We start from the raw sequence: 26,014 nt of genomic DNA, 5'->3' as shown, positions 1-26,014 counted from the left end.
TAGACTTTAGTGGATGAAATTAAGCGTTTTTCAAATGGCTGATTATTTTTTCTAATGCTCAAGTACTTTGAATTCTGCTATGCTATGCAACTTCTTTTTTAAATAAAATTACGAGGCAGAGATGACGCAACAAAACGCTCAATCGACTTCTGAACAAGCCATTTCCGAAAACGATTTAATCGCACAGCGTCATGCCAAGTTAAAACAGATTCAAGATAAGGCTCAAGAGCAGGGTACGAGCCCTTGGCCAAACACGTTTAAGCGTGAACATTATGCACAAGACCTTCAGGATCAGTTTGCTGATAAATCAAAAGAAGAAATTGAAGGCAGTGAAAAAGTTTATGTCAAAGTTGCTGGTCGGGTGATGTTGAACCGCGGTTCGTTCATGGTGATCCAAGACATGACCGGCCGTATTCAGCTTTATGTTGCACGTAAAGAATTATCTGCAGAGACTTTAGACACCATTAAAGGTCTTGATCTAGGTGATATTATTGCCGTTGAAGGTTACATTGGACGTTCAGGCAAAGGTGATCTTTATGTGCATATTGAACATTTTGAACTCCTCACTAAATCACTCCGTCCTCTTCCAGATAAGTTCCACGGTCTAACAGATACAGAAGTTAAATACCGTAAACGTTATCTTGATCTGATCGTTAACGAAGAAACGCGTAAGACTTTTGAAATTCGAGCAAAAGTAGTTGCTGGTATTCGTAACTTCTTGACTGAAAAACGTTATATGGAAGTTGAAACGCCAATGATGCATGTGATTCCAGGTGGTGCTTCTGCGCGTCCATTTGAAACGCATCACAATGCCTTAGACATGCCATTATTCTTACGTATTGCACCAGAACTTTACTTAAAGCGTTTGGTTGTAGGTGGTTTTGAACGTGTGTTTGAGATTAACCGTAACTTCCGTAATGAAGGTGTGTCTACACGTCACAACCCAGAATTCACCATGATCGAATTCTACCAAGCTTATGCAGACTACAAAGACTTGATGGAACTGACAGAGCAAATGCTAGAAAAACTAGCAATTGATATCTTAGGTTCGACAGATGTACCTTATGGCGAAGAAGTGTATAGCTTCAAAGGTCCATTCAAGAAAATCTCAATGTTTGATGCAATTCTTGAACATAACCCACAATTTACACCTGAAAATGTAAATGATCGCGAGTTCTTAGCTGAGTTTGTTAAGAATGAACTTAAAGAGCAAGTGAAGCCAGGTTTTGGTCTAGGTAAGCTTCAAACGATTGTATTTGAGGAAACTGTTGAAACGAAACTTCGTCAACCGACCTTCATTACTGAATATCCTGCGGAAACCTCTCCATTGGCACGTCGTAACGATGACAACCCGCACATTACTGACCGTTTTGAATTCTTCATTGGTGGTCGTGAGCTTGCAAATGGCTTCTCAGAGTTAAATGACCCAATTGACCAGGCTGAGCGTTTCCAAGCACAGGTAGCTGAAAAAGATGCGGGTGATGATGAAGCAATGCACTATGATGCCGACTTCGTTGAGGCGCTTGAATATGGATTACCTCCTACAGCAGGTGAAGGGATTGGTATTGATCGTCTGGTAATGCTATTTGCCAATGCGCCAAGTATTCGCGATGTGATCTTATTCCCACATATGCGTCACAAAAATGCGTAATAGCGAAATTAAAAAAGCCCTTCTTTGAAGGGCTTTTTTAATTTTTCTTAACATAAAATTAAATTTAAATGTTTTTTAGTGTGAGTGCATTTTGAGGTTTTAATCACAAAATATTTAATTAAGGTGATAAAAAATATAGAAAATTATCATTAAGGCTAATCTGTTTAACCAGCTGTATGTTTATCAAAATATTTATACAATGTTATTAAATGTATCTAATTAAATGCTTAATGTAAAGTTAATGGATTTATAAATTAAAAATTCAAATAATCAATAAGATATAATCCTAAATTGATTTGTGATGAACCCGAATAGACTTATAAAAATCCTATCATCGAGCTTACTATTTTCTAGTCCACTGGTGTTTGCCAATGGTATTCTCCTCAACGATGAAAACCTGAGAGATGATTTAAATTGGCTGAATCAACAAGGTGTGATTCAAATAAGCACCTCGACATGGCCGCTAAGTGGTGATGAAGTCCAACGTGCCCTCTCCAATGCTAAAATTAACTCCATTGAACAACAAAAGGTTATTCAGGAAGTCGAAAGAGCGATTAAGCAGCAAAATGAAACATTAAAAGTTGATGCTTTCGCGGAGAGTGATCAAAAGAAAATCCCACAATCTTTTGCCGATCATCAAAAAGCACAATATGCGCTTGGTGCAGAGTTAAATCTTGGGGGGCAAAATTGGGATGCGAAGCTCAAAGTTAGAGGTGAAAAAGACCCTCAGATAGACAATGGGCAAGACGTTAACCTAGAAGGCTCATATCTTGCGGGTAAACTTTGGAATCAATGGCTCATTGCTGGTCAGATTCCAACCTACTGGGGACCTGGACACGATGGTAGTTTGATACGTGGAGATGCAAGTCGACCAGTATATGGTTTCACTCTACAGCGTGCTGAACAGTCTGCTTTTGATCATAAATGGCTCTCATGGATCGGGCCTTGGCAATACCAAGCTTTTGGCGGCCAGGTAGATGATTATAAAGCAGTTCCTGATGCTAAAATTATTGGTTTACGTTTGACCGCACAACCACTACCTTATTTAGAGTTCGGTGCATCACGCATTATTCAATGGGGTGGTGAAGGTCGCCCTGAGGATTTAGGAACTCTCTGGGATGCTTGGATTGGTAAAGATAATGTTTACGGGGATACTGTTAATCCATCTAACCAGATTGCTGGATTTGATGCGCGTTTGAATCTAAGCTATTTATTGAACCAGCCAATCGGCGTCTATGCTCAATACGTGGGGGAAGATGAAGCAGGTGGCTTACCTGCTAAGAAAATGTATCAGGCTGGGGTGGATTATTCTTCATCTTTAAAAAAAATGCCTTATCAGGTTTATGCTGAGTGGGTAGACACCACTACAAATGGGAAGGCCCAAGGAATATCTTATAATCACAGTGTTTATACAGATGGATATTATCAACATGGCTATCCTCTTGCACATGCGATTGGAGGAGATGGTGAGATGATTTCTTTGGGTGGAAATATTCGTTTTGATGCCATGAATAGACTTTCAGGTCGCGTATTATTTGCAAAAGTAAATCAATCAAATCGAGATACCAATGCTGCATTTTCTGAGGAAGATGATATCCAAGCATTAGATTTAACTTGGACGCATTTTGTGAAGCCGAATTTGCCATTAAAGATTAATGGTTGGATTGCAGATTCAGATCGTCATGGTAATGATGCAGGTGCTTCTGTTGGTATTGAAATACCTTTAGATGTCAAAAAACTGGGACGTTAATATTCTGAGATTAGCATTTGAAAAAGCCACCTAAAAAGGTGGCTTTTTTTATATGAGACTTGTTTGTATCCGAACTTTCATTTCTAAGCTAAGTTGCGCGATATAATCCTTCATCCATGGGTAATTCTGTCCCATTGGATTTACTTTAGTGGCTGTGTCTAAAAAACTAAGCTCAGGCTGACTGAATAATTGCTTTTCTAAGCAGTCTTTAAATTGCTCAGCGTTCGCATATAAATCTGTTTCAACTACAAAAAAGTGTTTTGGATAATTGTAAAAGGCGTAGCACAAATTAAAAGCTTTTTGATTGCCTTTTAAATGACCAATACTAATTTCACTTCTATGATCTTGATTGCTATGTGTAACGCCAATCAAGAACTTTAGTTTTTGATCAGTATGTTCAACAGCAAACTGTAAGCCAATTTGATCAGCAGTTAACTCGTGCTGAACAAAAATATTTAAAGCAGAACCATTTTCAGTAAACGGTTCTTGTAACACTAGAATTTGATGATGCTGATAAATATGACCAGCAATTTGAGCTCGCTCTAAATGTTGTTTAAGAGATTCAAGGCTAAGCATGGGAGATAAAAATAACTAATTTAGAGATTTTTTATATTGAATGAATCCTGTCTCGGTTGCAACACGATTATACAAAAGTCTAGCGTTATCATTGCTTTTATGGGTTAGCCAGTACACTCTATCATAATTATTTTTACATTCATCATAGCTAAATTCTATTAATTTCCTGGCTAAGCCCTGATTCCTGTAATTTGCATCAATAAACAAATCTTGGAGATAACAATAAGGGAGTGTAGTCCAAGTGCTTGCGTGAGAAATGAGATGTACAATTCCGACGACATTTTGATTTTTTATAATGGCATAGCCAAACATATCGGTTTGCGACGCATCAGATAATCGTTTGAAAGTCAGAGCCGCTTGTTGAGGATTCAATTCGGTCTTGTAGAATTCAAGGTAAGCTGACCAAAGGGCTAACCATTCTTGGTATTTTATATTAGAAAGGCCTGTAATTGTTATCATAATTAGATTGTCTCTTTGCTTATATTCTATTTGAGTATATTAATATAAAAAAACGAGATAAAGCTCCGTTGTCTAAATCACTATAATGAATATAAATTTTCAAAAGTGTCATAAGTACACATATTCTAGCTGGTGTTGTCCATGTCATTAAATGAGGAAAGACTTACTCATCTTAAACAGCTTGAAGCTGAGAGTATTCATATCATTCGCGAAGTTGCTGCAGAATTCGAAAATCCAGTCATGCTTTATTCGATTGGTAAGGACTCGGCAGTTATGCTGCATTTAGCGCTTAAAGCATTCTATCCTGCAAAACTCCCTTTTCCACTGTTACATGTAGATACAGGTTGGAAATTTAAGGACATGATTGCTTTCCGCGACAATATGGCTAAGCAACACGGTTTCGATCTTATCGTCCACCAAAATAAAGAAGGTAAGGATGCTGGGATTAACCCATTTGATCATGGTAGTTCGAAATATACTGATATCATGAAAACTCAGGGTTTAAAACAGGCATTAGATAAATACAAGTTCGATGCTGCATTTGGTGGTGCTCGCCGTGATGAAGAAAAATCACGTGCCAAAGAACGTGTGTATTCATTCCGTGATGATAAACATCGTTGGGATCCTAAAAACCAACGTCCAGAACTTTGGAATCTTTACAATGGTAAAGTGAATAAAGGCGAAAGTATCCGTGTGTTCCCATTGTCGAACTGGACTGAGCTTGATATTTGGCAATATATTTACTTAGAAAGTATTCCACTTGTTCCATTGTACTTGGCGGCAGAACGACCTGTTGTTGAGCGTAGTGGTACATTAATTATGGTGGATGATGAGCGTATGCCTTTAAAAGAAGGTGAAGTTCCACAAATGAAATCGGTTCGTTTCCGTACTTTGGGGTGTTACCCATTGACAGGTGCGGTGGAGTCAACTGCTAACACCTTGCCAGAAATTATCCAAGAAATGTTGCTTGCAACGAGTTCTGAGCGCCAAGGTCGAATGATTGACCATGATGAAGCCGGCTCGATGGAAAAGAAAAAGCAAGAAGGTTACTTCTAGAATCTCTCTTGCGCAGCAGCGTTGCTCCTCTCTTTGTAAAAGAGAGGAGTCATCCTCCTTTTTCAAAGGGGGAACGAGGGGGATTCAAATACACCGATTTCAACATATTTGTGGAGCTATGAGCCATGTCTCATCAATCAGATTTGATTAGCCAAGATATCTTGGGTTATTTAAAACAACACGAAAATAAAGACTTATTACGCTTTTTGACTTGCGGTAACGTAGATGATGGTAAATCAACTTTAATTGGTCGTTTACTTTACGATTCAAAATTGATTTATGAAGATCAATTGCAAGCAGTGACACGTGATTCTAAAAAAGTCGGTACAACAGGTGATGCACCTGACTTAGCGTTACTTGTAGATGGTTTACAAGCAGAGCGTGAACAAGGTATTACGATTGATGTAGCTTACCGTTATTTCTCTACAGAAAAACGTAAGTTCATTATTGCCGACACTCCGGGGCATGAACAATACACACGTAACATGGCTACAGGTGCGTCTACGTGTGATCTTGCGATCATTTTAATTGATGCGCGTTACGGTGTTCAGACGCAAACACGTCGTCATACGTATATTGCAAGCTTACTTGGTATTAAGAACATTATTGTTGCGATCAACAAAATGGACTTGGTTGAATTCTCTGAAACTCGTTTCAATGAAATTCAAACAGAATACGCAGGCTTTGTTGCACAACTTGGCGATCGTAAACCATCTAACATCATCTTTACGCCGATTTCTGCGTTAAATGGTGATAACGTTGTAAACAAATCACCAAATACACCTTGGTACACAGGCGAAACTTTGATGGGTACGCTTGAATCTGTAGAGATTAATCGTACTTCAGCTAAAGCTGACTTCCGCTTCCCTGTACAGTATGTGAACCGTCCTAACCTCGATTTCCGTGGTTTCTGCGGTACGATCGCCCTAGGTGATATCAACGTTGGAGATACGATTACTGCGTTGCCATCAGGTAAATCATCTACAGTTAAAGAAATCGTTACTTTTGATGGTAACTTAGAACGTGCAGTTGCCGGTCAAGCAGTGACATTAACGTTAAACGACGAGATTGATATTTCTCGTGGTAACGTACTTGTACGTGCAGACCAAGAAGTACCGGCAATTTCTCGCTCTGTTCAAGCGACTGTTGTATGGATGGCTGACCAACCGCTTGCGATTGGTAAGTTATATAACGTGAAGATTGGTACGCAAACTGTTCCTGCTAAGGTAACAGCAATTAACTTCCGTACAAACGTAAATACGCTTGAAAAAGTTCAAGTTGAAAACTTAGAGCTGAATGCGATTGCGAATGTAACGATTGAATTTGATGCACCAGTAGTATTTGACCGTTATCAAGATAGCCGTTACACAGGTTCATTTATCTTTATTGACCGCTTAAGCAACGTTACAGTTGGTGCAGGTATGGTTGAAGAGGCAGTTGAGTGGACTGCACATAATGAGCCTGTAACATCAGAAGCACGTGCGGCGCGTTTGGGTCAAAAACCTGCTGCGGTAACTGTATCAAATGCTGCAATTGTGAATGCACAAGTATTAGAAAGCTTATTGATCCAACAAGGTGTTGTCGCGATAGCTAAAGCTGGTTTAACTGCTGAGCAAGTTGCATTATTACGTGAAACTGGAGTGGTGGTCATTACTGATACTGCAACAGGTACGGATGCAAGTTTTGAAGTAGAAGCTGCTGAAGAATTGGCTGAGAAGATTGTGGAATTGGTTCGTCTTTAAGATTGACTGATTTAAAAAAGCCCGCCTGATGGCGGGTTTTTTTATTTAAAATTCAATAACGACCACACTAGCCCTAATGAGCTAAGATAGAATGAACATTAACGATAAATTCGAGATATGATGAAAATAGTAGCGTATTTGCTTTTGATGCTCTTAACGGCATGTGTTAATGCTCCGATACAACAAAAACACCCTAGTAAAGCTTGTTTAGAATACCAACAAATGATGACAGCGCCTATGCCTAGAGAAGCTATGCAAAAACTGCAAAAAAAATGCTTCGAATCTAAAGAATTGAGATTAACGGTAAAATTGGACTAAAAACTTAAAACATTTTCGTAGAGTAGAAAAGCTAAAAAATAAAATCATCGTTTAAAGTTAAATATTTTTTTATTGCTCATGAGTCTTGATTAAGATGGAAACTAATCCATTCTATTTAATATACATTTACTAAGAAAAAATTATTAAATCATGCCTCAAGGTTCAAAATTTTAACGATATTGGATTAGTTTTGTGTGCTTGAAACTTGAAAAATATAGGAATAGTGATTGCATTGGTGCTAAATTAAATGAGATGAAATGATTAGGCGCTACAATGAATAAAGCACTCCCAAAATTTCACCCCAAACATCTCAATTGGCTGATGCCGTTAATTTTGTCATGTTTGATGAGTGGTTCAATTTCTTTAATTAATATTGTAATGAATCGTGGATTTTTTGATGGGATCTGGGCGGTCTGGATAAAGACGTGGGCAATGTCTTGGTTAATCGCATTTCCATTGATCTTAATATTTTTACCTGTGGTAAGAAAAATCTTAATGCGTTTTGTAAAAACGATACCATAGCCCTTGAATGAAAGGTTTGATTAGCATTTAAAACAACAATTATAAAATTCTATGATCTTGCAACTGTTAAAAAATCGGGATAATTTTGCAAGTCGATAAAAATTACAACCTAAGGATTGGCATGACATATAACTCAGTATTCAAGGAAAACTTATTTCAGAATCAGGTCATCATTGTGACAGGAGGTGGTTCTGGTATTGGACGTTGTACAGCTCATGAGCTTGCATCATTGGATGCACAAGTGATTATTACAGGGCGTACCCAAGAAAAACTCGATAAAGTTGTTGCTGAAATCATGGAAGATGGTGGTAGAGCCTATGGCATCGTTTGTGATAATCGTGATGAAGCACAAGTGAAAGCCATGATTAGCGAAGTAACTAAAAAATTCGGACGAATTGATGGCTTGGTGAATAATGCAGGCGGACAATTTCCAGCGCATTTAGAAAAAATCTCAGCCAATGGATTTGATGCTGTCATTCGAAACAATCTACACGCTACATTCTATCTTATGCGCGAAGCTTACAATCAGTGGATGAATAAGCATGGTGGAAGTATTGTCAACATGACTGCTGATATGTGGGGAGGTATGCCGAATATGGGACATTCAGGGGCAGCCCGTGCAGGGGTTGATAATCTGACCAAGACAGCTGCTGTCGAATGGGGCAAATCTGGAGTTCGTGTGAATGCCGTAGCACCTGGATGGATTTTGTCATCAGGTATGGATACATATACTGGTGAAATGGCTGAAAAAGTGATTCCAAGTATGGCGGAGAAAGTTCCTTTGCAACGCATGGGAACAGAAGCTGAGGTGTCGTCAGCGATCGTCTATTTATTGTCTGAAGCGTCTAAATTTATATCGGGTGTCACGATACGGATTGATGGCGCAGCTTCTCAAGGCACACGTATATTTCCATTAAGTCCGGCTGAGAATAATCAAGCCTATGATGGATTTCACCGTTCTTTTTTACCCGAAGTGATTCAAAATTTAAAAAAATAAGAAATGCCCAATTGAAGCTTTAAACTTAACAATTGGGCATGTAAATTTAAAGTTTCTTACTGAATCGTGACTGTCACGGGTTTACCGTACAGGGTGTAGCTATAATTCGGAGCAATCGTGTATTGATAGCTCGGCATGACATAGGCTTTGCCTTTTTCACTAAACGTAATCGACTGACCATTTTTACTATATTTGGCAGAACCAGGCAGAACAATCATTGAATTAAAGTTTTGTGCTGAAGCCTTACCTATTTGAGTAACTTTTTCTCCACTAAAAACAACAGTCTGTCCCACTTTCGCAGTAATTTGACCTGGAGTATTGATCTTGACGACTAAATCAGAAGATTCATGAGCATAATCGGTGGTTAAGCCATGTGTTCCTTGTACATACATACGATTAAAATCATCTTTATTGGTGCGGAAAGTCCAAGGCCAGAAAGTTACGCCACGTAAACTCGCCATCGACATTAACTCTTTGCTTAATCCTGCAAAAGACGGGTTAAATGTAGATGAATATTTTTGAGTCGCGTCTAATATTCGACGTGTGTTTACAATATTGCTTTGTGCGTTCGGCGTACTCGTTAAGAAGCCTGTAGAAACACCCGGTAAGGTATTTTTCATCTGTAAGATTTGATCACCATTAAAACTGATGACAATCGATTGATCATAGGCATTGTGCTTATCTAAAAGTTCTTTAATCTTCGCTACAATTTCAGGCTTAGCACTTTTAATTTCGATGAAATTGGTCACATGGGGATATTTTTTGACTGCAGCCAAAACCTCATCCATGGTTGGAACTGGGCGACCATTGGGAATCGTTCGTAACTGACGAATTTCAGCTAAGGTAAGATCTTCAGTATTTCTATTATCACCTGTGGTACGAGTTAATGTTCCATCATGCATCAGGAAAACATGACCATCTTTCGATAGATAAACATCATATTCAACTGCGTCAGCACCCACCTCAATAGCTTTAATTGTTCCTTCTAAAGTATTTTCATCCTCTAAAGCTGGAATGCCACGGTGGCCTGTGATCAGGGGTTTTCTTAACAGGGTATTCGGTGCCATCTGCTTCATAATGTTTTGGAAAACATCTGGCTGTTTTGTATAGATCCCATTAATCCCAGTGCTTAAAATATCAGCTGCTTTGAATGCATCAATGCCATCTTTTTGATCTGGATGAAGTGTGCTTGCCCAAGGTGTAATCAATAAGCGTTGTAGATGAGATACGACTTCTGATTGCACTAAGTGCGGCGGTAAAATGACAATTTTTGATAAAGAAGAATTGGTATTATGCGCAATTTTTACAATATCTGATTTACTATTGGTTAAACCAGATTGTTTTGAATAGTCGAGTGCTGTACGCAATACAGGGATTTCAACACGAGCTTTACGTAAGAGTTCAGGCTGATCCGACACCAAGGTGATATCAGCGAGATCATAGTTTTCTGTCAACGTTTTCAAATTTCGGATTGTTTTTTCTGAATTGATCGTTAATAGCGGAATATGACGTCGTGTTGAATCATTTAAATAATCTTTTAAATGAGTAATTTTCTTTTGATCTTGGTTAAGAAGATTGAGTTGCTCATCCAGTTGATAGGCAACATGAGTTGCTAATGGAGCTGAGTTCAGTGTAGTTGCGCCAGCAGGCTGAGCGAGTGCTGGTGCCATGGAGACTGGCAATTGCTGATCGATTAGATCTGTAACTCGATTAGACTCTGGTAGGGCTTCAAGTTGCTCAGTCACTTTAATTGAATCTACACGCATCAAAGCGCCAGCTGTAGAAATGCCAATGCCACCCTGATTTAAATTGTAAGGTAGCGTGCTATCGAGTACGAGTTCATCATTAATATAATGGCGTACGCGTTGGCCATGTACAATGACTGTTGCTTTGTAGGTTTTATTTAACTCAAAATTCTCTTTATATGCAGATTTCTGTAAAACATTCCATGTGTTGTTAGGTTGACGCATAGAAAGTTCAAGACCACTTGCAGCGGTTGCATCAACCCGAAATGCGAATTGATAGTATGGAGTAAAAGCTGGATCAGCATATTGATCAGCGGCACGATAGATGATGCTACCCCAACGCCCGCCATTGTTATTTTCTAAGAACGCAAAATCCATATCGATACGATAATTACGATGTTGCTGTAGTTCGTTTGGCAACATGATGGTCGTCATTTGTGTATCGTGCGCCGTACCATTGATGAATAGTGCTCCATCTTTAACTTCAATATTCCCTGGATTGCTACGAAGTTGAGTCCAATCGTTTGGAATAGCAGTTAAAGCATTGAAATTTTCTTCAAAAAGTATTTTGGGTACAGGAACTTCAATTTCTGGTGTTTCAGGTTCTGGAGATGGATTAGGATTTTCTGTTTGATCTGGATTTGATACAGCATTTTTTTGATCATCATCGGAGCAAGCCGTTAAGCTTAATGTTAATAATATTGCTGACGTCAGTGTTGTAAATTTCATCATTAAAAAGTACTCGAAAAGTATGTCCCTAAGCGAGACACAATCTAAGTACATAAAATGACAATTCTATGGATTTGTCATAAAGTAAAAAAAATATTACATATTAAATATTTATGAAATTCATCAGTTTTAAATACTGTCGTGTTTAAGCGGTGAACATCATTAAAAGTCCAGTTGAAATCTTATGAAAAGATGAGGGAAAATGCGATTTTCGAAAAAAACCAACTCAGCGAACTGAATTGGTCTCCAAATATCAATGTGATGTGCTTATTGAATGGTCACAGTCACGGGTTTTGCATAGATGGTATAGGTGAAATTGGGTGCTATGGTGTATTGGTAGCTTGGCATGACATAGGCTGTACCACGTTCACTGAAACTCACAGATTGACCATTTAGACTATATTTTGCAGAGCCTGGTAGTACGAGCATCGTATTGAAGCTTTGGTAACTAGATTGACCCAGTTGCGTTAATTTTTGCCCAGCGATTTGTAAAGGTTGACCAACAGTTGCTGTTATTTGTCGTGGAGTTTTAATTTTGACCACAAAATTAGATGCATCTTGCGCATAATCTGTGGTCAACCCATGTGTACCTTGAATGTACATACGATAGAAATCATTTTTTATTAAACGGAACGTCCAAGGCCAGAAGGTCACCCCACGTAAACTTGCCAGATACATGACGTCCTGATTCAAACCACTATAATTCGGATTGAATGTTGAAGAAAATTGTCGTGTTGTTTCCAAAATTCTTCGAATGTTTAGAAAAGTAGTTTGTTCCTTTGGTGGATATACCAATAAACCCGTTGATACACCTTTTAGAGTGTTCTTCATTTCAAGAATTTGTTGCCCATCAAAACTTATGACAATGGCTTGACCATATGCATCATATTTATCAAGTAAATCTTTAATTTTTAAAATTATTTCGGGTTTTGCACTCTTAATCTCGATAAAATTGGTGACATGTGGGTACTTTTTAACTACTGCAGCCAATACTTCATCCATCGTCGGTATGGCAAGTCGCTGCCCGGTCGTTTTTAGTTTACGAACTTCTTCGAGCGTCATGTTCTCAATATTTTTTGCGATACCCGTTGTGCGCAAAACCGATTTATCATGCATTAAAACGACATGGTCATCTTTTGTCAGATATACATCATATTCCACGGCATCAGCACCAACTTCTATCGCCTTAAGAATACCTTCAAGCGTATTTTCATCAACTTGAGACGGGATTCCTCGATGACCTGTAATAAGCGGTTTACGAAGTAAGGTGTTGGGCGCCATTGAGCGCATGATGGAATGAAATAATTCAGGCTGATGTGTATAAATGCCATTTACTCCTGTTGTTAATATCTCAGCAGCTTGATAGGCATCAAGCTTAGGACTGGTCTGTCCAGAAATATTGTGGGTAAAACCTGCCCAAGGTGTGATCAATAAACGTTGCAAGTGTGCAACTACATGAGACTGAACCAAATGGGCTGGTAAAATCACAATTTTAGAAAGTGATGTATTGGTTGCCTGTGCAATTTTCACAACACTATTTTGATCTGAAATCAAATTGCCCTTTTCAGACCAGTCCAATGCTGTACGGATTTCTGGAATCTCCACACGCGCTTTTCTTAATAGATATGGATCATCAGAGACTAGCGTGACATCACTAAAATCATAATCTGAAGACAAAGATCTTAATTCAGCCAGTGTGTTTTCAGAGTCGATATGCAGAAGAGGAAGTGTTCTTTTGGTTTGATCAGAAAGAAGACTTCTGAGATGCATCGAGGTCTTATTGTCGAAATCTTTTAAAAATAATTGTTCATCAAGTTGGTACGCAATATAAGTGGCGGTATGAACGTTATCATTTGTTGATGAGTCGGCTGGTTGTGCTAAAGCGGGCGCCATTGCAACTGGATATTTGTGATCAATGACATCTGTGATCCGATCTTGAGTAGGGAGAGCATCAAGTTGTTCAATCACCCGTATTGTGTTGACCTTCATCAGCAATCCTGCTGCTGAAAGTCCAATGGCACCTTGGTTTAGGTTGGTGGGTAATTCACCATCAAAAACCAATTGATCATTCAAGTAATGACGAACACGTTGATCATGAACAACGACTGTAGCCTTATAAGGTGTATTTAAAGCAATGTTTGATTCGAATTTGGATGTATTGATGACATTCCATGTGTTATTTGAGCGTCTAAGTGCGAGTTCTAGACCATTATAAGCAGATGCATCTGCACGAATAGCAAACTGGTAGTATGGTGTATATTCAGGTTGAGCAAACACATCTGAAGCTCTATAAATAATACTTCCCCAACGAGTACCGTTATTACGCTCAAGGTATTCAAATTCTAACTCAATTTTATAGTTGCGAAGCTTTTGAAAATCCGAACTTAACATGATCGTGGTGGGTTTGATTAAGTCTTTGCGACCATCAATCAGTAAGGCACCTTCTTTAAATTGAATGCTACCTGGATTTGAAGGCAGGATATTCCAATCAGAAGGTATTGAATAAATTTCAGTAAAATCCAGATTTAAATATGTTTTTGGTTGTGGAACATTGATCGGTGTTTCAGGTTCGAGATCCGGTGGTAGAGATGGTTCTGGATCTTCAGGCTGAATTGGTATGGTTGGCTCAGGAGTATTTGGTAAGGTTGATTTAGCTTGATCTTCCCCAGAGCATCCTGCTAAACCGAGCATGAGCGATAGTGTGACAACTAGAGTCTGCTTTTTCATGTTAAAAATTCTCGAGTGTACGATCCATGACGACCTTAAAATCTACGAAATTAAGGTTACAATTCCTTTGTAAATCAGAAAAATACGAAGCTTTGTTTGTATTATTAAGTTATTTTAATATTCGTGTCTGAGGCAAGGTTCAATATAAAAGAGTTAAAACTTGCCATCCACCAATAATGACACGAATGATCCCCAAAGCGACGAACAATATCATTTCAAAAAAACAGAAAAATAAAAAAGTCCAACCTGCTGCACCATCCACTTTGCTCGCATCGTATTCAATGTATAGCAATAACAACACCAGCCCAATTTGGAAGTAGATCATCGCAATTACTGCTGAATCCCATGGAAAACTTAACAAAAAAGTCCAACAGATGATGACCAAGGCAGCAAAACTGCATGGCAAAATAAATTGCAGCAAGTAACGCATATTATTTTCCCCCACAAAATAATGATTCGTTTTCATCCTTATACATAAGTAATACAGGACTTTATCAATGCGATCAACTATGATGAAATTGATTGAAATGAATGAAAAGTATTGTAAATAAAGGATTTGATTATGGCACAAAGCATGCAACACGTGATCATTACTGAACCAGGCGGCGTTGAGAAGTTGGCTTATGAAACGGTTGATATTCCGCAACCTAAAGACAATGAAGTCTTGGTGAAAGTACATGCTTTCGGCATTAACCGTCCTGATATTTTACAGCGCCAAGGTTTATATCCAATGCCTAAAGGGGTCACACCTGTACCTGGGTTAGAGGTATCAGGTGAAGTCGTTGCTGTAGGGGCTGAGGTAAACGCCTATCAGGTCGGGGATCAAGTGTGCGGACTCACCAATGGTGGTGGTTATGCCGAATATTGTGTGGTGCCTGAATCTCAGCTGATTAATATTCCTGAAGGAGTGAGTCATATTCAAGCTGCTGCAATTCCAGAAACATTTTTTACCGTTTGGGCGAATATTTTTCAAATGGGCAAAGCTAAAGCGGGGGAAACGGCTTTAATTCATGGAGGAACCAGTGGGATTGGAACAACAGCATTAATGTTGTGTAAAGCATTTGGCTTAAAAACTTTTGCGACTGTTGGCTCAGATGAGAAAGTAAAAGCAATTCAAGATTTGACGCATGCAATTAATTATAAAACGGAAGACTTTGAACAGGTCATTCAGCAAGCGACTGAAGAAAATGGTGTAGATATTGTCTTAGATATGGTTGGAGCGCCTTATTTAGCTCAAAATCTGAATATACTACGTCGTGATGGACGTTTGGTTTATATCGCATTTCTTGGAGGAGCTAAAGCCGACGGCGTAAAATTAGGTCAAATCATGATGAAGCGTTTAACCATTACTGGCTCAACTATGCGTGCACGTACCACAGCAGAAAAAGCCAAAATCGCTCAAGATTTAAAGACACATGTTGCGCCGTTATGGGCAAAAGGTGAATGTCTACCGATGATCTATAAAACTTTTAATTTTGATGAAATTCAAGCGGCTCATTTGGCAATGGATGCAGGTGATCACATTGGTAAAATTGTGGTGAAAGTGTTGGATTAATCTTAACCACCTATGTTCGATTCAGTCAGTGCTGAGGATGAATAATCTGCTTCGTCTCAACAGACTTAAGATTATTCATCTGCTAACCAATTCTTAGACTGTTCATTGCTTGCGTCCAATCTTGGCAAGAACAGCGCGGACAATCTTGAAGTGGTTGTTGAAGTTCAGTACAGAATCCACAATGTGTACACGCATATATTACGCTAGGTTTTACCTTGTATATTGATTGAGCTTGATCTGGAAAAATTGGTAAGCCATATTTAACTTGCTCATCGGGATAAAACAAAATACTGAAATTCCCATCGGACTCTAATAGACCGACTCGAATTTGACCTAAATGCTCAACGGATTGACGACGCATTTCCGAAAAGAACTCATCATGCGACATATTACCTCGCTTGAATGCTTCAAGGACGAGCATGCCATCTTTTACGATGTAACAGGATTTACCTTCGACTAAGTCTTCGAAAGGCTGATATTTCATCATTAACCACGTTGTGGTGCGGTAAAGCAAGATGATCACACTCATGACGACTACGGCTTGAATTAAGGGTAAATCCTCCGTAAACATTGGATCTCCAGCAATTGATCCAAGACAAAGAATAATGGCAACTTCAAAGATGGAGAGTTGTCTAACCCCTCGCTTGCCAGTCAAACGAAGAAAAAGAATGATGAGTAAATACATCACCACACATCGGATTAAAATTTCGAAAACAAATACCCATGTGGTGTCGTAAAAAAAGATAGAAGCAAAATCCATTTGTTCCTCAATTTTCTAGGTGATTCTACTTAAGCTATCAAGCGCCAAAAAAAAGAAATACAGAATTATTGTCGAATTATTATGACTTTATGTAGATGTGGTACGTGACTTGAATATTAAATCATGTTGTTTAAAAGATAGGGAGTGGAATTACAGTTGTTAATGTTAATCAGGATTTCGAATATATGAGATAAGGTTGGCATTTTTTATTCATTACAATGAGCTGAAATGTTTGTTATGTATTTGTAATATTCTGTTATATTCTTATGGTTGCATGTTTCGGTGTTTAACCAAGAGTTAAGGTGTATTTTGGATTCATTCCGTAATCGCGTTCTGTTCATATTTGCTGGGTTAACCATTATCCTTGGGATATGCGTATCGCTGTATATTGGAAATATCGCATCTCAGCACTTGGCTAAAGCCAGTGGACAGACCCTACATGTCGCAGCAAAAAATATCAGTAATGCCTTGGCAACTTCTCTTGCCGAACGCGAGCGCGAAATGGTGCTGCTCAGCCAATCTCCATTCTTTTCAGAAGCAAATCTAGATGATCCACGTGTTCGTACACGCTTGGAACAAGTCAAAAATGCGTATGTCTATTATGCTTGGATGGGGGTAACGGATTTAAACGGTGATGTTCAAATCGCTGCGGATGGTATTCTTGAAGGTGAAAATGTTTCTTCACGGCCATGGTTTAAGGCAGGTTTACAGGGTACGTACTTAGGTGATGTGCATGAAGCTGTGTTATTGGCAAAAAAAATTCAAGCTTTAAATCCTCATGAACCGATGCGTTTCATTGATTTCGCAACACCAATCTATGATCCAAATACTCAAAAATTAAAAGGAGTGTTAGCTGCACATGCAGATTGGGAGTGGGCACGTCATATTCTCAACAAAGCCTTATCTCAAACAGCATCTCAGCGTGGCATAGAAGTCTTTATCCTAAATAAACAGGGTGAACTGCTGTATCCATTTAAAAGTATTGGACGAGTCCAGCCACCTCAACTTCAAGTCAACGATGCACTTTATTATATTGATGATTGGAATGAAGGGCAGGATTTCTTAACCGCAAATATTGCGGTGGAGTCCGAGACTAAAAGTGATATTGGTTGGCATGTGGTAATTCGTCAACCTTTGGCGATTGCTTTGGCAGATATGCGTGATTTGCAATTCAAAATCTTCCTGATTGGTTTATTCGTCTCGCTGTTTATCTTTTATGTGATTTATCAACTTGCCAATAAATTGAGCAGACCCATTGAGGCTTTAGCCAAATCGGCTTATGCGGTCGAACAGGGAGACGTGCATACGGCATTTCATAGTCAAAGCAGCATCCGTGAAATCCAAGGATTATCACATTCTCTACAAAGCATGACGCAAACCTTACTGGAACAGAAACAACAATTACTTGATGCAAACCAATCACTAGAGCGGAAGGTTCAAGAGCGTACTCGAGCACTTGAATTGGCTAATCTTGAGTTGATTCGATTGTCACGACATGACGCATTAACAGGTTTACACAATCGCCGTGCTTTAAACGAACAACTTGAATACTGGTTTGCTCAACATAAAAGAAATCAAATTGGCTATGCAGCACTTATATTGGATGTCGATTATTTTAAGCAAGTCAACGATCAATATGGTCATGATCAAGGGGATCAAGTGTTACAACAAGTAGCAAAAATCCTTGATCAAGCAACACGTGAAACCGATTTTGTGGCACGTTATGGTGGTGAAGAGTTTGTAATTTTATTACCTGCAACACATCTGATGGGTGCGCAAATTTTGGCAGAGAAAATTCGTACATTGGTGGAACAAGCTATTATTTTGGCAGAGAAAACTTTGACTGTCAGTATTGGTGTCAGTGTGACTGATCACAACGATGCTGATGCTTATGCCATTCTTAAACGAGCAGATCGACATCTTTATCAAGCAAAAGCCAATGGTCGAAATCAAACTGTGATTGATGCTTAAAATAAAGCATCCACATTTTGCTAAACTCAGTATTCTCTCATTGGACTAAGCACCTAACGTGACTTCATTCAAAATTCAAACCAGTTCTTTTGCACAACTTGTTCAAGTTCCTCAAGATCATAAGTTGAGGATTTTGATTGATCAGATTGAACAACAAAAATTACAATTATCCGCATGGCAACACGCGCAAGAAGAAATTCTTGCCTACACGCAGAAGAAACTTATTCCTGTCTATCGTGATGTTTATCAAGTACTGTTTCAGCAATTACAAAGTCTATGGAATAGCCTAAGTCAAATTGATTTAAATAAGTCGTCTCAAAAGGCAGTAGAAGAGAAGTGTTTTAACTTGACCCAAATGTTGAGCAAATCAAATATGCTCAATGAAACTCAACTTGAGACAGTTAAAAAATTACATATTTATTTTGAACAGGTGTTTGCTCAACCACGAAATAAGCAAGATAAAAAGAACAACTTCGAATCTAGTCAAGCACCAGATGCTCATGGTGAACAAAATGATTCAACGATTGATGACGATTCGTTATGGGACAAAGCGCAGTATCAACAAGCAAGGCAGCAAGCCAAACTTAAACGGCAGCAAGATAAACAAGCCGAAGCAGAAAAGTTAGTGAATCAATCACTGAAAACAGTATATCTCAAAACAGCATCTATCATTCATCCAGACCGTGAACCTGATGAATGCAAAAAGGCTGCAAAGACGGCATTATTACAACGCGTTAATGAGGCCTATGAACAAGAGGATTTATTCACGCTATTGAAGTTACAACTTGAAGTCGAGCAACTTCAAGTCGGTATACAGAAAGCTATTCAGCAAGATCAATTGAAGTACTATCAACAAGTATTGCAAGCACAGCGTTTAACTTTAGAAAAGCAAATCCAGATATTGATTAATAGCTTAGTGTGGTCAAACAAGGCAAAAATTGAAGTACAAAAAACTCAAGGTGCTTTAAATATTCAAAAGCTCTATCTACAGATTGACCAAGATGTTTCATCGTTAAAACAACAACTCAAATTGGAAAAGCAGCGTTTAATGGAAATGTCAAAAGCTTCCGGGTTAGCATTTTTGATTGAACATTCACTTCTTTGAATCCAAAACATACGAGCTATAAATAGCTGTTACTGACATCTACTCATTCCGTATTTCTCAATGGTTGATTGTCCTATTATTAAAAAATTAATATTATAATTTATATAAAATGTGTATTTTGTCGCATTTATTTGATGTATTGACCATAATATAACGATAATGCTCTAAAAACTAAAACTAGGAATAACATGAAAAGTAAAAAAGTCTCAGACATTATGATTGAAGTGTTGGAACAAGTCGGCGTAAAGCACTGTTACGGCATAGTTGGAGATACGCTTAATCACTTTACCGATTCTTTATCGCGTAGTTCTATTCAATGGATCAATGTTCGCCATGAAGAAGTAGGTGCATTTGCAGCAGGTGCAGATTCATTGATGAGTGGCAATTTAACAGTATGTGCTGGCTCATGTGGTCCTGGAAGCTTGCATTTTATTAATGGTCTGTACGAATCACACCGTAATGGTGCGCCTGTGGTTTTGATCGCAAGCCAACTTTCAACCGAACAAGCAGGCTATTTAGATTTTCCCCAATATGTCGACTTTAAAGAAATTTATAAAAGTTGTTCTGTATATTGCGAGGAGATCAAAGCAGCCAGTCAAGTCAGACATGTGATGACATTGGCCTGTCAGGCAGCACTGAATAAACGTGGCGTAGCGGTGGTCATTATGCCAACCAATATCAGCAGTCAATATATTCAGGAATCATTGGATTTCAGGGTACATCATCCGCAGCCTGAAACTACGCCTAATCCTGCTGAACTTCATCAGATTAAAAACTTCATCAATGCTCATCAAAAAGTCACGATTTATGCGGGTATTGGAGCTCAGCATGCTCACGATGAAGTGGTTGAACTTTCGAAAAAATTAAATGCACCCGTTGTGCATACCTCACGTGCGAAACATTTTATTGAATATGATAATCCTCATAATATGGGGATGAATGGTATGTATGGTAATAAAGCAGCCTTACATGCGATTAATCATAGTGAGGTATTGTTACTGCTTGGAACGGACTTTGCGTGGCCACAGTTTTATCCTAAACACGCGAAGATTATTCAAATCGATGTCGATGCTACTCATTTAGGTCGTCGCTATCCTATAGATTTTGGTGCTGTTGGACATATTGCACCAACGCTGCGTGCATTAATCCCTTTAGTTGAAAACAAGCAGAACCAACACTTTATTCAAGAGTGCTTAGATTTAAAGAAAGTTGCAGATGCAGCTCGTTTGAAAGAAGAGCGTATAGGTAAAGATGGTTTGATCCACCCGCAATATGTGGTGGCGCTTCTCAACAAATATGCAGATGATGATGCATTTTTCACTGGAGATGCAGGCTCATCGAAACTATGGATGCTTCGTCACATCGATACCAATGGTAAGCGTAAATTGCTATGTAGTTTACTGCACGGTACGATGGCAAACTCGATGCCTCAAGCACTCGGGATTAAAAAAGCCTTTCCTGAACGTCAGGTGATTGCGCTATGTGGTGATGGTGGTCTGAGTATGCTGTTGGGTGATCTCATGACCATCGTACAGGAAAAGTTGCCGATCAAAATTGTTGTCTTTAATAACCATTCGCTCAATTTTGTAGAGCTTGAACAAAAAGTTGATGGCTTACTGGATAATTTTACCAAATTAGCGAACCCTGATTTTGGCAAAGTCGCTGAAGCGATCGGGATTTATGGCATGACTCAAAAAGATGGTCATGGTTTGGAAGCAGCTATTCAGAAATTTTTAGCTCATGATGGTCCTGCACTAATCGATATTCATACCAACCCTGTAGAGTTGGTGATGCCACCAGAACCAAAATTTGAGCAAGTGAAGGCGACTTCATTGTATGCGATGAAGGCGGTTTTAGCTGGTCGAGGAGATGAGGTAAAAGATCTAATCGTGAATAATTTTATAAAATAAAATCGTTCGTCTCTTTAATGATTTTTTATGACAGTTTCTTCAAGTACTCACGGGATATTTATATCTGCTAGGCTTGAAGAAGCTTTTTTATACCGTTAAGTAAAACTCTAATAAAGAATACAGTAAATTTACAATAAAAAATATCTTAAAAAATAAGTATTAACCCTTCATAAAATCATTTTGATCAATATCGTCATTGTTCCAAATGTTCATATTTCCTATAACTGTGTTCCATTTTTGATTCAGTCATGATCAAGATGTGGAGATCATTTGATCTATGAGAAAATATCAAATAGATCAAAATAATAATGGTAAAAATCACATAAATTAATGAACGGTTCGCGTATTAAGGTTTAATGATGAGAAGTTTTTTTCAAGTATTTTCACTTTCTATTCTTTCTTCAAGTGTATGGGCAGGTGCAGATTGGGATTATTACCACCCTGAACAATGGAACAAGCTAAGCCCGAACTATGCAGCTTGTTCTGGTCAGAATCAGTCACCAATTAACATTGAGCGTTCTGTAAAAGCGGATTTGAAACCATTGCAGTTTAGCTATCAAACTTTGATTCAACGTATTCATAACAATGGTCATACGGTTCAAGTCGACTTTAAAGAAGGCGGAGAGTTGATGCTGGATGGTGATCGTTTTCAACTCAAGCAGTTTCATTTGCATACCCCAAGTGAAAATAAAATCCATGGCAAACAATATCCGCTAGAAATCCATTTTGTACATGCCAATGCCAAAGGAGAGCTGGCTGTCGTGGGGATGATGTATGCACAAGGTGCAGAGAATCCGCAATTGGCAAGAATATGGAATTCATTACCGAAGCAAAAAGGGCAAACAGTTGAGTTAAAACAGCCCCAGTCTGTTAATCATTTATTGCCAAAGAATTTGGATTATTATCGTTTTAGTGGGTCGCTCACCACACCTCCATGTTCCGAGGGTGTTCGCTGGCTAATTTTAAAAGAGATTCAAACAGCCTCAGCCAAGCAGATTGAGGACTTTGCAGAATTACTGGGACATCCGAATAATCGACCTATTCAGCCGTTGAATGGCCGTGTAGTTGTGGAGAATTGATAAAAAGGGAGTGGGGGAAATATTGATAGAGCATAGAATTCTCTAATAATTTTCTCCTCTCCCTATGGGATGATAAGCAATGCTTTGCAAGGGGATGAGGGATAGAGCAATAGTTAAAATCTGAAAAGCAACGGTTGATGTCTATGACGGAAGAGAGTGGTATCGGGATGTTGTTGGAATGTGGGATATTTTAGTTTTTTTATTTTTAGTTTGAATAAGTGCAGTAAGGTACGTTATTTTAAAGATGACAAGACTTATGTCTAAATTAAATGCTCATTCATTTTTATATACATACAAAAAGAGAAAAAGAATAAATGAGTTTTTTCATCATCTTAGCTTTTATTGTGGTTGCAATATTATTCACAGCTTATAAATTATTTGGTTCAAATTTAACGCACCGTACCGTTGTCGAAGCTCAACAGGAGAATCAAGAGCCTAAGAGTCGGTCAGGTTTTGTTAAAGTGGATTTAACTGATGCTTCAACAGTCGTCATTTCATTGGCACAGGATAGTTTCATTCGCTTTAAAAACCAAAATCGTGTAATGAGTGTTGAAACCGTACAAGAACCCAAAAATAATCGATATTGTTATTATGCTTGTAATTTTGGTGATGATCCTTATGAAAGGAATATTGAGCTGAATTTAGAACTGAATGGTAAGAGTTTCCAATTTGAAAAAGTCTATGATCTTTCCCTTAAACAAACCAATGAGATCATTGAGGGAATTGAGTTCGAGCAAAGGTGGTCGAAAGCGAATAGTTCATTAGAAGATGCTTTTCAAGATTACAAACGCTTTATGCAGGATTTACTTGATTTAGGATGTCAAAACTATTTTGGTCTAGATGATATTCGTTATAAAAAAGAAGACTACAACAAAATTCTAGTTTCTGGTGATCATACTTGTCTCGCCCCTGATCTCATTCAATTTGATGAATTTAAATCTGTATTAGAATCCGAAGACTTTTTATCTCTTGATAGTTACTTTTATGTGGGGGATTTTGAAATTTCTATTTTTTATAACCGTGATTACTCAGCCACATTCGAGATACGGTACTTAGCTTCAATATACAGTGCTTTAAGTTTTTATGGTGCTGATGATTTATATCTAGATGAATTATCAATCAATGAAAAACAAATAAAACTAGAAAAATACAGAGAAGAGTGTTTATTGGGTCGTAAGGAAGAAGAGGAGGAGATCAAGGAAGCAGGATTTAAAGTTGATGAAAGTTATAAGGATCCTTTCATTCAATTTAAGATTTAGCTTTAATCAAGCAACAATAATTAAAATCACAACGAAAAGTTCTCTCTCCCTCTGGGAGAAGGAAATAAAAATGAAAATAGATCCCCAATTATTAGAATTTGCCAAATCCATGCGCCACACCGCCACAGATGCAGAACATCTGAAGTGGCAAATACTTCGCGCCAAACGATTTATGAACCTTAAATTTCGCCGTCAGCATGTGATCAAACCTTATATTGTGGATTTATATTGTCATGAAATTAGTTTAGTGATTGAGTTGGATGGTAGTCAGCATGGAATGGATGATGTAATTGAATATGACGCTGAACGCACGAAGTTTTTAGAGGCTTTGGGTTTAACAGTGGTGCGGTATTGGAATCATGATGTGTTAGAGCGGACGGATGGGGTGTTGGAGGATTTGTGGCAGGTGTGTGTTGAATTAAAAAATACCTCTCCCTAACCCTCACTTGCGCTTCGTTTTAAAGCAGTGCTTTAAAACTTGCTCAGGAGAGGGAATTCCATTGTGAAATTTATACAGGCATTAAATCAAATGACGCTCCCTCTCCCTATGGGAGAGGGCTGGGGTGAGGGCTTTAAAAGACATTGCCTACAATTTTTGATAAATCGTTATCACGAGTAATAGCCCATTTCCAAAAAGCTGAGAAAGGGAAATCAGGATTACACATCACCTTAAGTTCATTTATTAATTTATTTTTGGTTCTCTTTGTCAAAGGTCGTTTTGGATATATTAAGTTAAATCTTATATTTAATAACTGCATCTGATATTTTTGTATATCTCTAATTAATGAGTGCCTACTAATTTTTCTAAGTGCTGTATTAGTTTCATTAAAGCATTTTTCAAGAAGTGCAATAGTTGAGGAAATTTCTTGATTGTTAGGTAAATTCCCTAAAGTTACACTTACTAGATGAGCATCATTATTAACAAGAGGGCAATGTAATTCAATTGCCTGTGATACATCAATAGGTTGACAACAATCTAAAATATTTATATGTGTATCGCCTTTAATGCCATTGCACCTTACACAGGCATAAAAAAGGTTATGCCAGTCATATTTTTTTGTATCGTCACCACGATGTGGATCACGATGCTCAATATTTACATCAGGAAAATCTTTTCTTTCACAAAGATAACATTTACAAAAGAATATTTTTTGAAGCTCTTCAACGACATCCGCAGCTCGATAGTCTTTAGTAGATGCAGTTAGGCTTTTAGGGAAAGTGGTAGGTCTTACAACTGAAAACATGAATTAGTGACCCTCATGCTTCAATTTAGCAAGCTTATTCTTTGCGACCATGTACTGAAGTTGCAACTCAACTGATAGTTTTTCAAAGGCATTATTAATTTCATCTAATAAACTTTGAATTACATTCAGGTCTTGAGTTGAGTCTTCTGAGTTAATGAACTGTAAAAGTTGATTAGAAAGCTGATTTATATTTTCATTATCTTCTTTAACATGGAAAAGTTCTTTAATAATTGATTCATGTGAATAAAGACTTAAATCTTCTTCAAAAAATTCACCACTAGAAATATCATAAACTACAGTTTTATTATCAGTTGATGTAATAACAAAAGGCGAATGGGTGCTTACAATAAATTGAATTTGGGGGAATAATTTAGTAAAGAAAGGGAGTATTTTTTTCTGTAAAGAAATATGCAAATGAGCGTCTATTTCATCAATTAGTACAATACCTTGTAATTCATCTGGCGTGATTTCAAAAAATTCTGAACGAACTAATAGATCTGCTAAAATTTCAAAAATAGCCAAATAACCTGAAGATAGGTTTTGAAAATCAAATTCACGATTTTCTAATGAAATTTTGAATTTGTAATTTTGACGGTAAAAAACTAAGTGGGCACTATTGTCTTCAAATAAAAATTTAAGATGGGTATTAAAGTCATCAAACCATTTTTGAAATTGATTGGCCTGCTCGCTATTATTATCTTCAGTCAGTGCTAAAGATTGATTAACTTTGATATTTACTAAATGTTGTTCAAATTTATTACTGAAACTAATAGACCTCTTTCATAAATCATTTTTTGCTCAGTTCCAAGTTGTAGATTCCAGCGATTAAATTGAATCTCAAACCAAGCCTTTTACCTCT

21 protein-coding genes are annotated in these 26,014 nt (G+C 37.9%); 13 read left to right on the top strand and 8 right to left on the bottom strand.

Features of this window, described 5'->3' with window-relative positions; genetic code table 11:
* Window positions 1-121 precede the first annotated feature (121 nt).
* Both lysS and AC1M9C_RS12520 read left to right on the top strand, forming a co-directional pair.
* Window positions 122-1,651 (top strand): lysine--tRNA ligase, encoded by a 1,530-nt coding sequence (gene lysS / locus AC1M9C_RS12525; protein ID WP_092766879.1) that lies wholly within the window; start codon window positions 122-124, stop codon window positions 1,649-1,651.
* 301 nt (window positions 1,652-1,952) lie between these two features.
* A complete protein-coding gene (locus AC1M9C_RS12520; RefSeq protein ID WP_481591938.1) occupies window positions 1,953-3,401 on the top strand; it encodes a capsule assembly Wzi family protein in 1,449 nt (482 codons plus the stop codon).
* Window positions 3,402-3,449: 48 nt separating this feature from the next.
* Here the strand turns inward: AC1M9C_RS12520 and AC1M9C_RS12515 are convergent, their stop codons facing one another.
* On the bottom strand, window positions 3,450-3,977 hold the full coding sequence (locus AC1M9C_RS12515) for a hypothetical protein (RefSeq protein ID WP_481591939.1): 528 nt from the start codon (window positions 3,975-3,977) through the stop codon (window positions 3,450-3,452).
* Window positions 3,978-3,992: 15 nt separating this feature from the next.
* Window positions 3,993-4,436, bottom strand: coding sequence for a GNAT family N-acetyltransferase (locus AC1M9C_RS12510; RefSeq protein WP_481591940.1), 444 nt, complete (start codon window positions 4,434-4,436; stop codon window positions 3,993-3,995).
* Window positions 4,437-4,577: 141 nt separating this feature from the next.
* On the opposite strand from AC1M9C_RS12510, the gene cysD reads away from it, so the two are divergent.
* From cysD to AC1M9C_RS12490, 4 genes are all read left to right on the top strand, one after another.
* Window positions 4,578-5,492, top strand: coding sequence for a sulfate adenylyltransferase subunit CysD (cysD, locus tag AC1M9C_RS12505; RefSeq protein ID WP_035266686.1), 915 nt, complete (start codon window positions 4,578-4,580; stop codon window positions 5,490-5,492).
* Between the two features lie 125 nt (window positions 5,493-5,617).
* Window positions 5,618-7,234: a sulfate adenylyltransferase subunit CysN gene (gene cysN / locus AC1M9C_RS12500; RefSeq protein WP_481591941.1), complete on the top strand. Its 1,617-nt coding sequence runs from the start codon at window positions 5,618-5,620 to the stop codon at window positions 7,232-7,234.
* 591 nt (window positions 7,235-7,825) lie between these two features.
* The gene (locus tag AC1M9C_RS12495; protein WP_035266689.1) at window positions 7,826-8,074 is read left to right on the top strand and encodes a DUF2798 domain-containing protein; all 249 of its coding nucleotides are present in this window, start codon (window positions 7,826-7,828) and stop codon (window positions 8,072-8,074) included.
* Window positions 8,075-8,195: 121 nt separating this feature from the next.
* The gene (locus AC1M9C_RS12490) at window positions 8,196-9,071 is read left to right on the top strand and encodes an SDR family oxidoreductase (protein ID WP_481953810.1); all 876 of its coding nucleotides are present in this window, start codon (window positions 8,196-8,198) and stop codon (window positions 9,069-9,071) included.
* Window positions 9,072-9,127: 56 nt separating this feature from the next.
* Here the strand turns inward: AC1M9C_RS12490 and AC1M9C_RS12485 are convergent, their stop codons facing one another.
* The 3 genes from AC1M9C_RS12485 to AC1M9C_RS12475 all read right to left on the bottom strand — a co-directional run bounded on the left by AC1M9C_RS12485 (window position 9,128) and on the right by AC1M9C_RS12475 (window position 14,702).
* On the bottom strand, window positions 9,128-11,548 hold the full coding sequence (locus tag AC1M9C_RS12485) for a glycerophosphodiester phosphodiesterase family protein (RefSeq protein ID WP_481953809.1): 2,421 nt from the start codon (window positions 11,546-11,548) through the stop codon (window positions 9,128-9,130).
* A gap of 264 nt (window positions 11,549-11,812) precedes the next feature.
* A complete protein-coding gene (locus tag AC1M9C_RS12480; protein ID WP_481591943.1) occupies window positions 11,813-14,272 on the bottom strand; it encodes a glycerophosphodiester phosphodiesterase family protein in 2,460 nt (819 codons plus the stop codon).
* Window positions 14,273-14,411: 139 nt separating this feature from the next.
* A complete protein-coding gene (locus AC1M9C_RS12475) occupies window positions 14,412-14,702 on the bottom strand; it encodes a hypothetical protein (RefSeq protein ID WP_481591944.1) in 291 nt (96 codons plus the stop codon).
* A 132-nt stretch (window positions 14,703-14,834) separates the two neighbouring features.
* Between AC1M9C_RS12475 and AC1M9C_RS12470 the strand changes: the two genes are divergently transcribed.
* Window positions 14,835-15,827 carry an NAD(P)H-quinone oxidoreductase gene (locus AC1M9C_RS12470; RefSeq protein ID WP_481614180.1) on the top strand — a complete coding sequence of 331 codons (993 nt, stop codon included), beginning with the start codon at window positions 14,835-14,837 and terminating at the stop codon, window positions 15,825-15,827.
* 82 nt (window positions 15,828-15,909) lie between these two features.
* Here the strand turns inward: AC1M9C_RS12470 and AC1M9C_RS12465 are convergent, their stop codons facing one another.
* Window positions 15,910-16,587 carry a YetF domain-containing protein gene (locus AC1M9C_RS12465; RefSeq protein WP_035266694.1) on the bottom strand — a complete coding sequence of 226 codons (678 nt, stop codon included), beginning with the start codon at window positions 16,585-16,587 and terminating at the stop codon, window positions 15,910-15,912.
* Between the two features lie 309 nt (window positions 16,588-16,896).
* Here AC1M9C_RS12465 and AC1M9C_RS12460 point away from each other — a divergent pair, with 309 nt between their 5' ends.
* From AC1M9C_RS12460 to AC1M9C_RS12435, 6 genes are all read left to right on the top strand, one after another.
* Window positions 16,897-18,558 carry a sensor domain-containing diguanylate cyclase gene (locus AC1M9C_RS12460; RefSeq protein WP_481953808.1) on the top strand — a complete coding sequence of 554 codons (1,662 nt, stop codon included), beginning with the start codon at window positions 16,897-16,899 and terminating at the stop codon, window positions 18,556-18,558.
* Window positions 18,559-18,616: 58 nt separating this feature from the next.
* Window positions 18,617-19,663, top strand: coding sequence for a molecular chaperone DnaJ (locus AC1M9C_RS12455; protein ID WP_481953807.1), 1,047 nt, complete (start codon window positions 18,617-18,619; stop codon window positions 19,661-19,663).
* 188 nt (window positions 19,664-19,851) lie between these two features.
* Entirely contained in the window at window positions 19,852-21,573 is a 1,722-nt protein-coding gene (locus AC1M9C_RS12450; protein ID WP_481595827.1) for a thiamine pyrophosphate-dependent enzyme, read from the top strand.
* Between the two features lie 359 nt (window positions 21,574-21,932).
* Window positions 21,933-22,652: a carbonic anhydrase gene (locus AC1M9C_RS12445; protein ID WP_481953806.1), complete on the top strand. Its 720-nt coding sequence runs from the start codon at window positions 21,933-21,935 to the stop codon at window positions 22,650-22,652.
* Window positions 22,653-22,966: 314 nt separating this feature from the next.
* Window positions 22,967-23,911, top strand: coding sequence for a hypothetical protein (locus AC1M9C_RS12440; protein ID WP_481953805.1), 945 nt, complete (start codon window positions 22,967-22,969; stop codon window positions 23,909-23,911).
* A gap of 70 nt (window positions 23,912-23,981) precedes the next feature.
* Complete coding sequence (locus AC1M9C_RS12435; RefSeq protein WP_481953804.1) at window positions 23,982-24,350, top strand: endonuclease domain-containing protein; 369 nt, start codon at window positions 23,982-23,984, stop codon at window positions 24,348-24,350.
* A gap of 133 nt (window positions 24,351-24,483) precedes the next feature.
* Here the strand turns inward: AC1M9C_RS12435 and AC1M9C_RS12430 are convergent, their stop codons facing one another.
* Entirely contained in the window at window positions 24,484-25,155 is a 672-nt protein-coding gene (locus AC1M9C_RS12430; protein ID WP_481953803.1) for a hypothetical protein, read from the bottom strand.
* A gap of 3 nt (window positions 25,156-25,158) precedes the next feature.
* Window positions 25,159-25,863, bottom strand: coding sequence for an AAA family ATPase (locus AC1M9C_RS12425; protein ID WP_481953844.1), 705 nt, complete (start codon window positions 25,861-25,863; stop codon window positions 25,159-25,161).
* Window positions 25,864-26,014: the final 151 nt, after the last annotated feature.

It is taken from the genome of Acinetobacter sp. 24-47-39, from assembly GCF_056783825.1.
This window is presented reverse-complemented; position numbering and strand designations above follow the sequence as displayed.

What these genes read in the sequence shown, in the direction of transcription:
- lysS (WP_092766879.1), top strand. Translation starts at nt 122, where the DNA reads ATGACGCAACAAAACGCTCAATCGACTTCTGAACAAGCCATTTCCGAA.
- AC1M9C_RS12520 (WP_481591938.1), top strand. Translation starts at nt 1,953, where the DNA reads ATGAACCCGAATAGACTTATAAAAATCCTATCATCGAGCTTACTATTT.
- AC1M9C_RS12515 (WP_481591939.1), bottom strand. Translation starts at nt 3,977, where the DNA reads ATGCTTAGCCTTGAATCTCTTAAACAACATTTAGAGCGAGCTCAAATT.
- AC1M9C_RS12510 (WP_481591940.1), bottom strand. Translation starts at nt 4,436, where the DNA reads ATGATAACAATTACAGGCCTTTCTAATATAAAATACCAAGAATGGTTA.
- cysD (WP_035266686.1), top strand. Translation starts at nt 4,578, where the DNA reads ATGTCATTAAATGAGGAAAGACTTACTCATCTTAAACAGCTTGAAGCT.
- cysN (WP_481591941.1), top strand. Translation starts at nt 5,618, where the DNA reads ATGTCTCATCAATCAGATTTGATTAGCCAAGATATCTTGGGTTATTTA.
- AC1M9C_RS12495 (WP_035266689.1), top strand. Translation starts at nt 7,826, where the DNA reads ATGAATAAAGCACTCCCAAAATTTCACCCCAAACATCTCAATTGGCTG.
- AC1M9C_RS12490 (WP_481953810.1), top strand. Translation starts at nt 8,196, where the DNA reads ATGACATATAACTCAGTATTCAAGGAAAACTTATTTCAGAATCAGGTC.
- AC1M9C_RS12485 (WP_481953809.1), bottom strand. Translation starts at nt 11,548, where the DNA reads ATGATGAAATTTACAACACTGACGTCAGCAATATTATTAACATTAAGC.
- AC1M9C_RS12480 (WP_481591943.1), bottom strand. Translation starts at nt 14,272, where the DNA reads ATGAAAAAGCAGACTCTAGTTGTCACACTATCGCTCATGCTCGGTTTA.
- AC1M9C_RS12475 (WP_481591944.1), bottom strand. Translation starts at nt 14,702, where the DNA reads ATGCGTTACTTGCTGCAATTTATTTTGCCATGCAGTTTTGCTGCCTTG.
- AC1M9C_RS12470 (WP_481614180.1), top strand. Translation starts at nt 14,835, where the DNA reads ATGGCACAAAGCATGCAACACGTGATCATTACTGAACCAGGCGGCGTT.
- AC1M9C_RS12465 (WP_035266694.1), bottom strand. Translation starts at nt 16,587, where the DNA reads ATGGATTTTGCTTCTATCTTTTTTTACGACACCACATGGGTATTTGTT.
- AC1M9C_RS12450 (WP_481595827.1), top strand. Translation starts at nt 19,852, where the DNA reads ATGAAAAGTAAAAAAGTCTCAGACATTATGATTGAAGTGTTGGAACAA.
- AC1M9C_RS12445 (WP_481953806.1), top strand. Translation starts at nt 21,933, where the DNA reads ATGAGAAGTTTTTTTCAAGTATTTTCACTTTCTATTCTTTCTTCAAGT.
- AC1M9C_RS12440 (WP_481953805.1), top strand. Translation starts at nt 22,967, where the DNA reads ATGAGTTTTTTCATCATCTTAGCTTTTATTGTGGTTGCAATATTATTC.
- AC1M9C_RS12435 (WP_481953804.1), top strand. Translation starts at nt 23,982, where the DNA reads ATGAAAATAGATCCCCAATTATTAGAATTTGCCAAATCCATGCGCCAC.
- AC1M9C_RS12430 (WP_481953803.1), bottom strand. Translation starts at nt 25,155, where the DNA reads ATGTTTTCAGTTGTAAGACCTACCACTTTCCCTAAAAGCCTAACTGCA.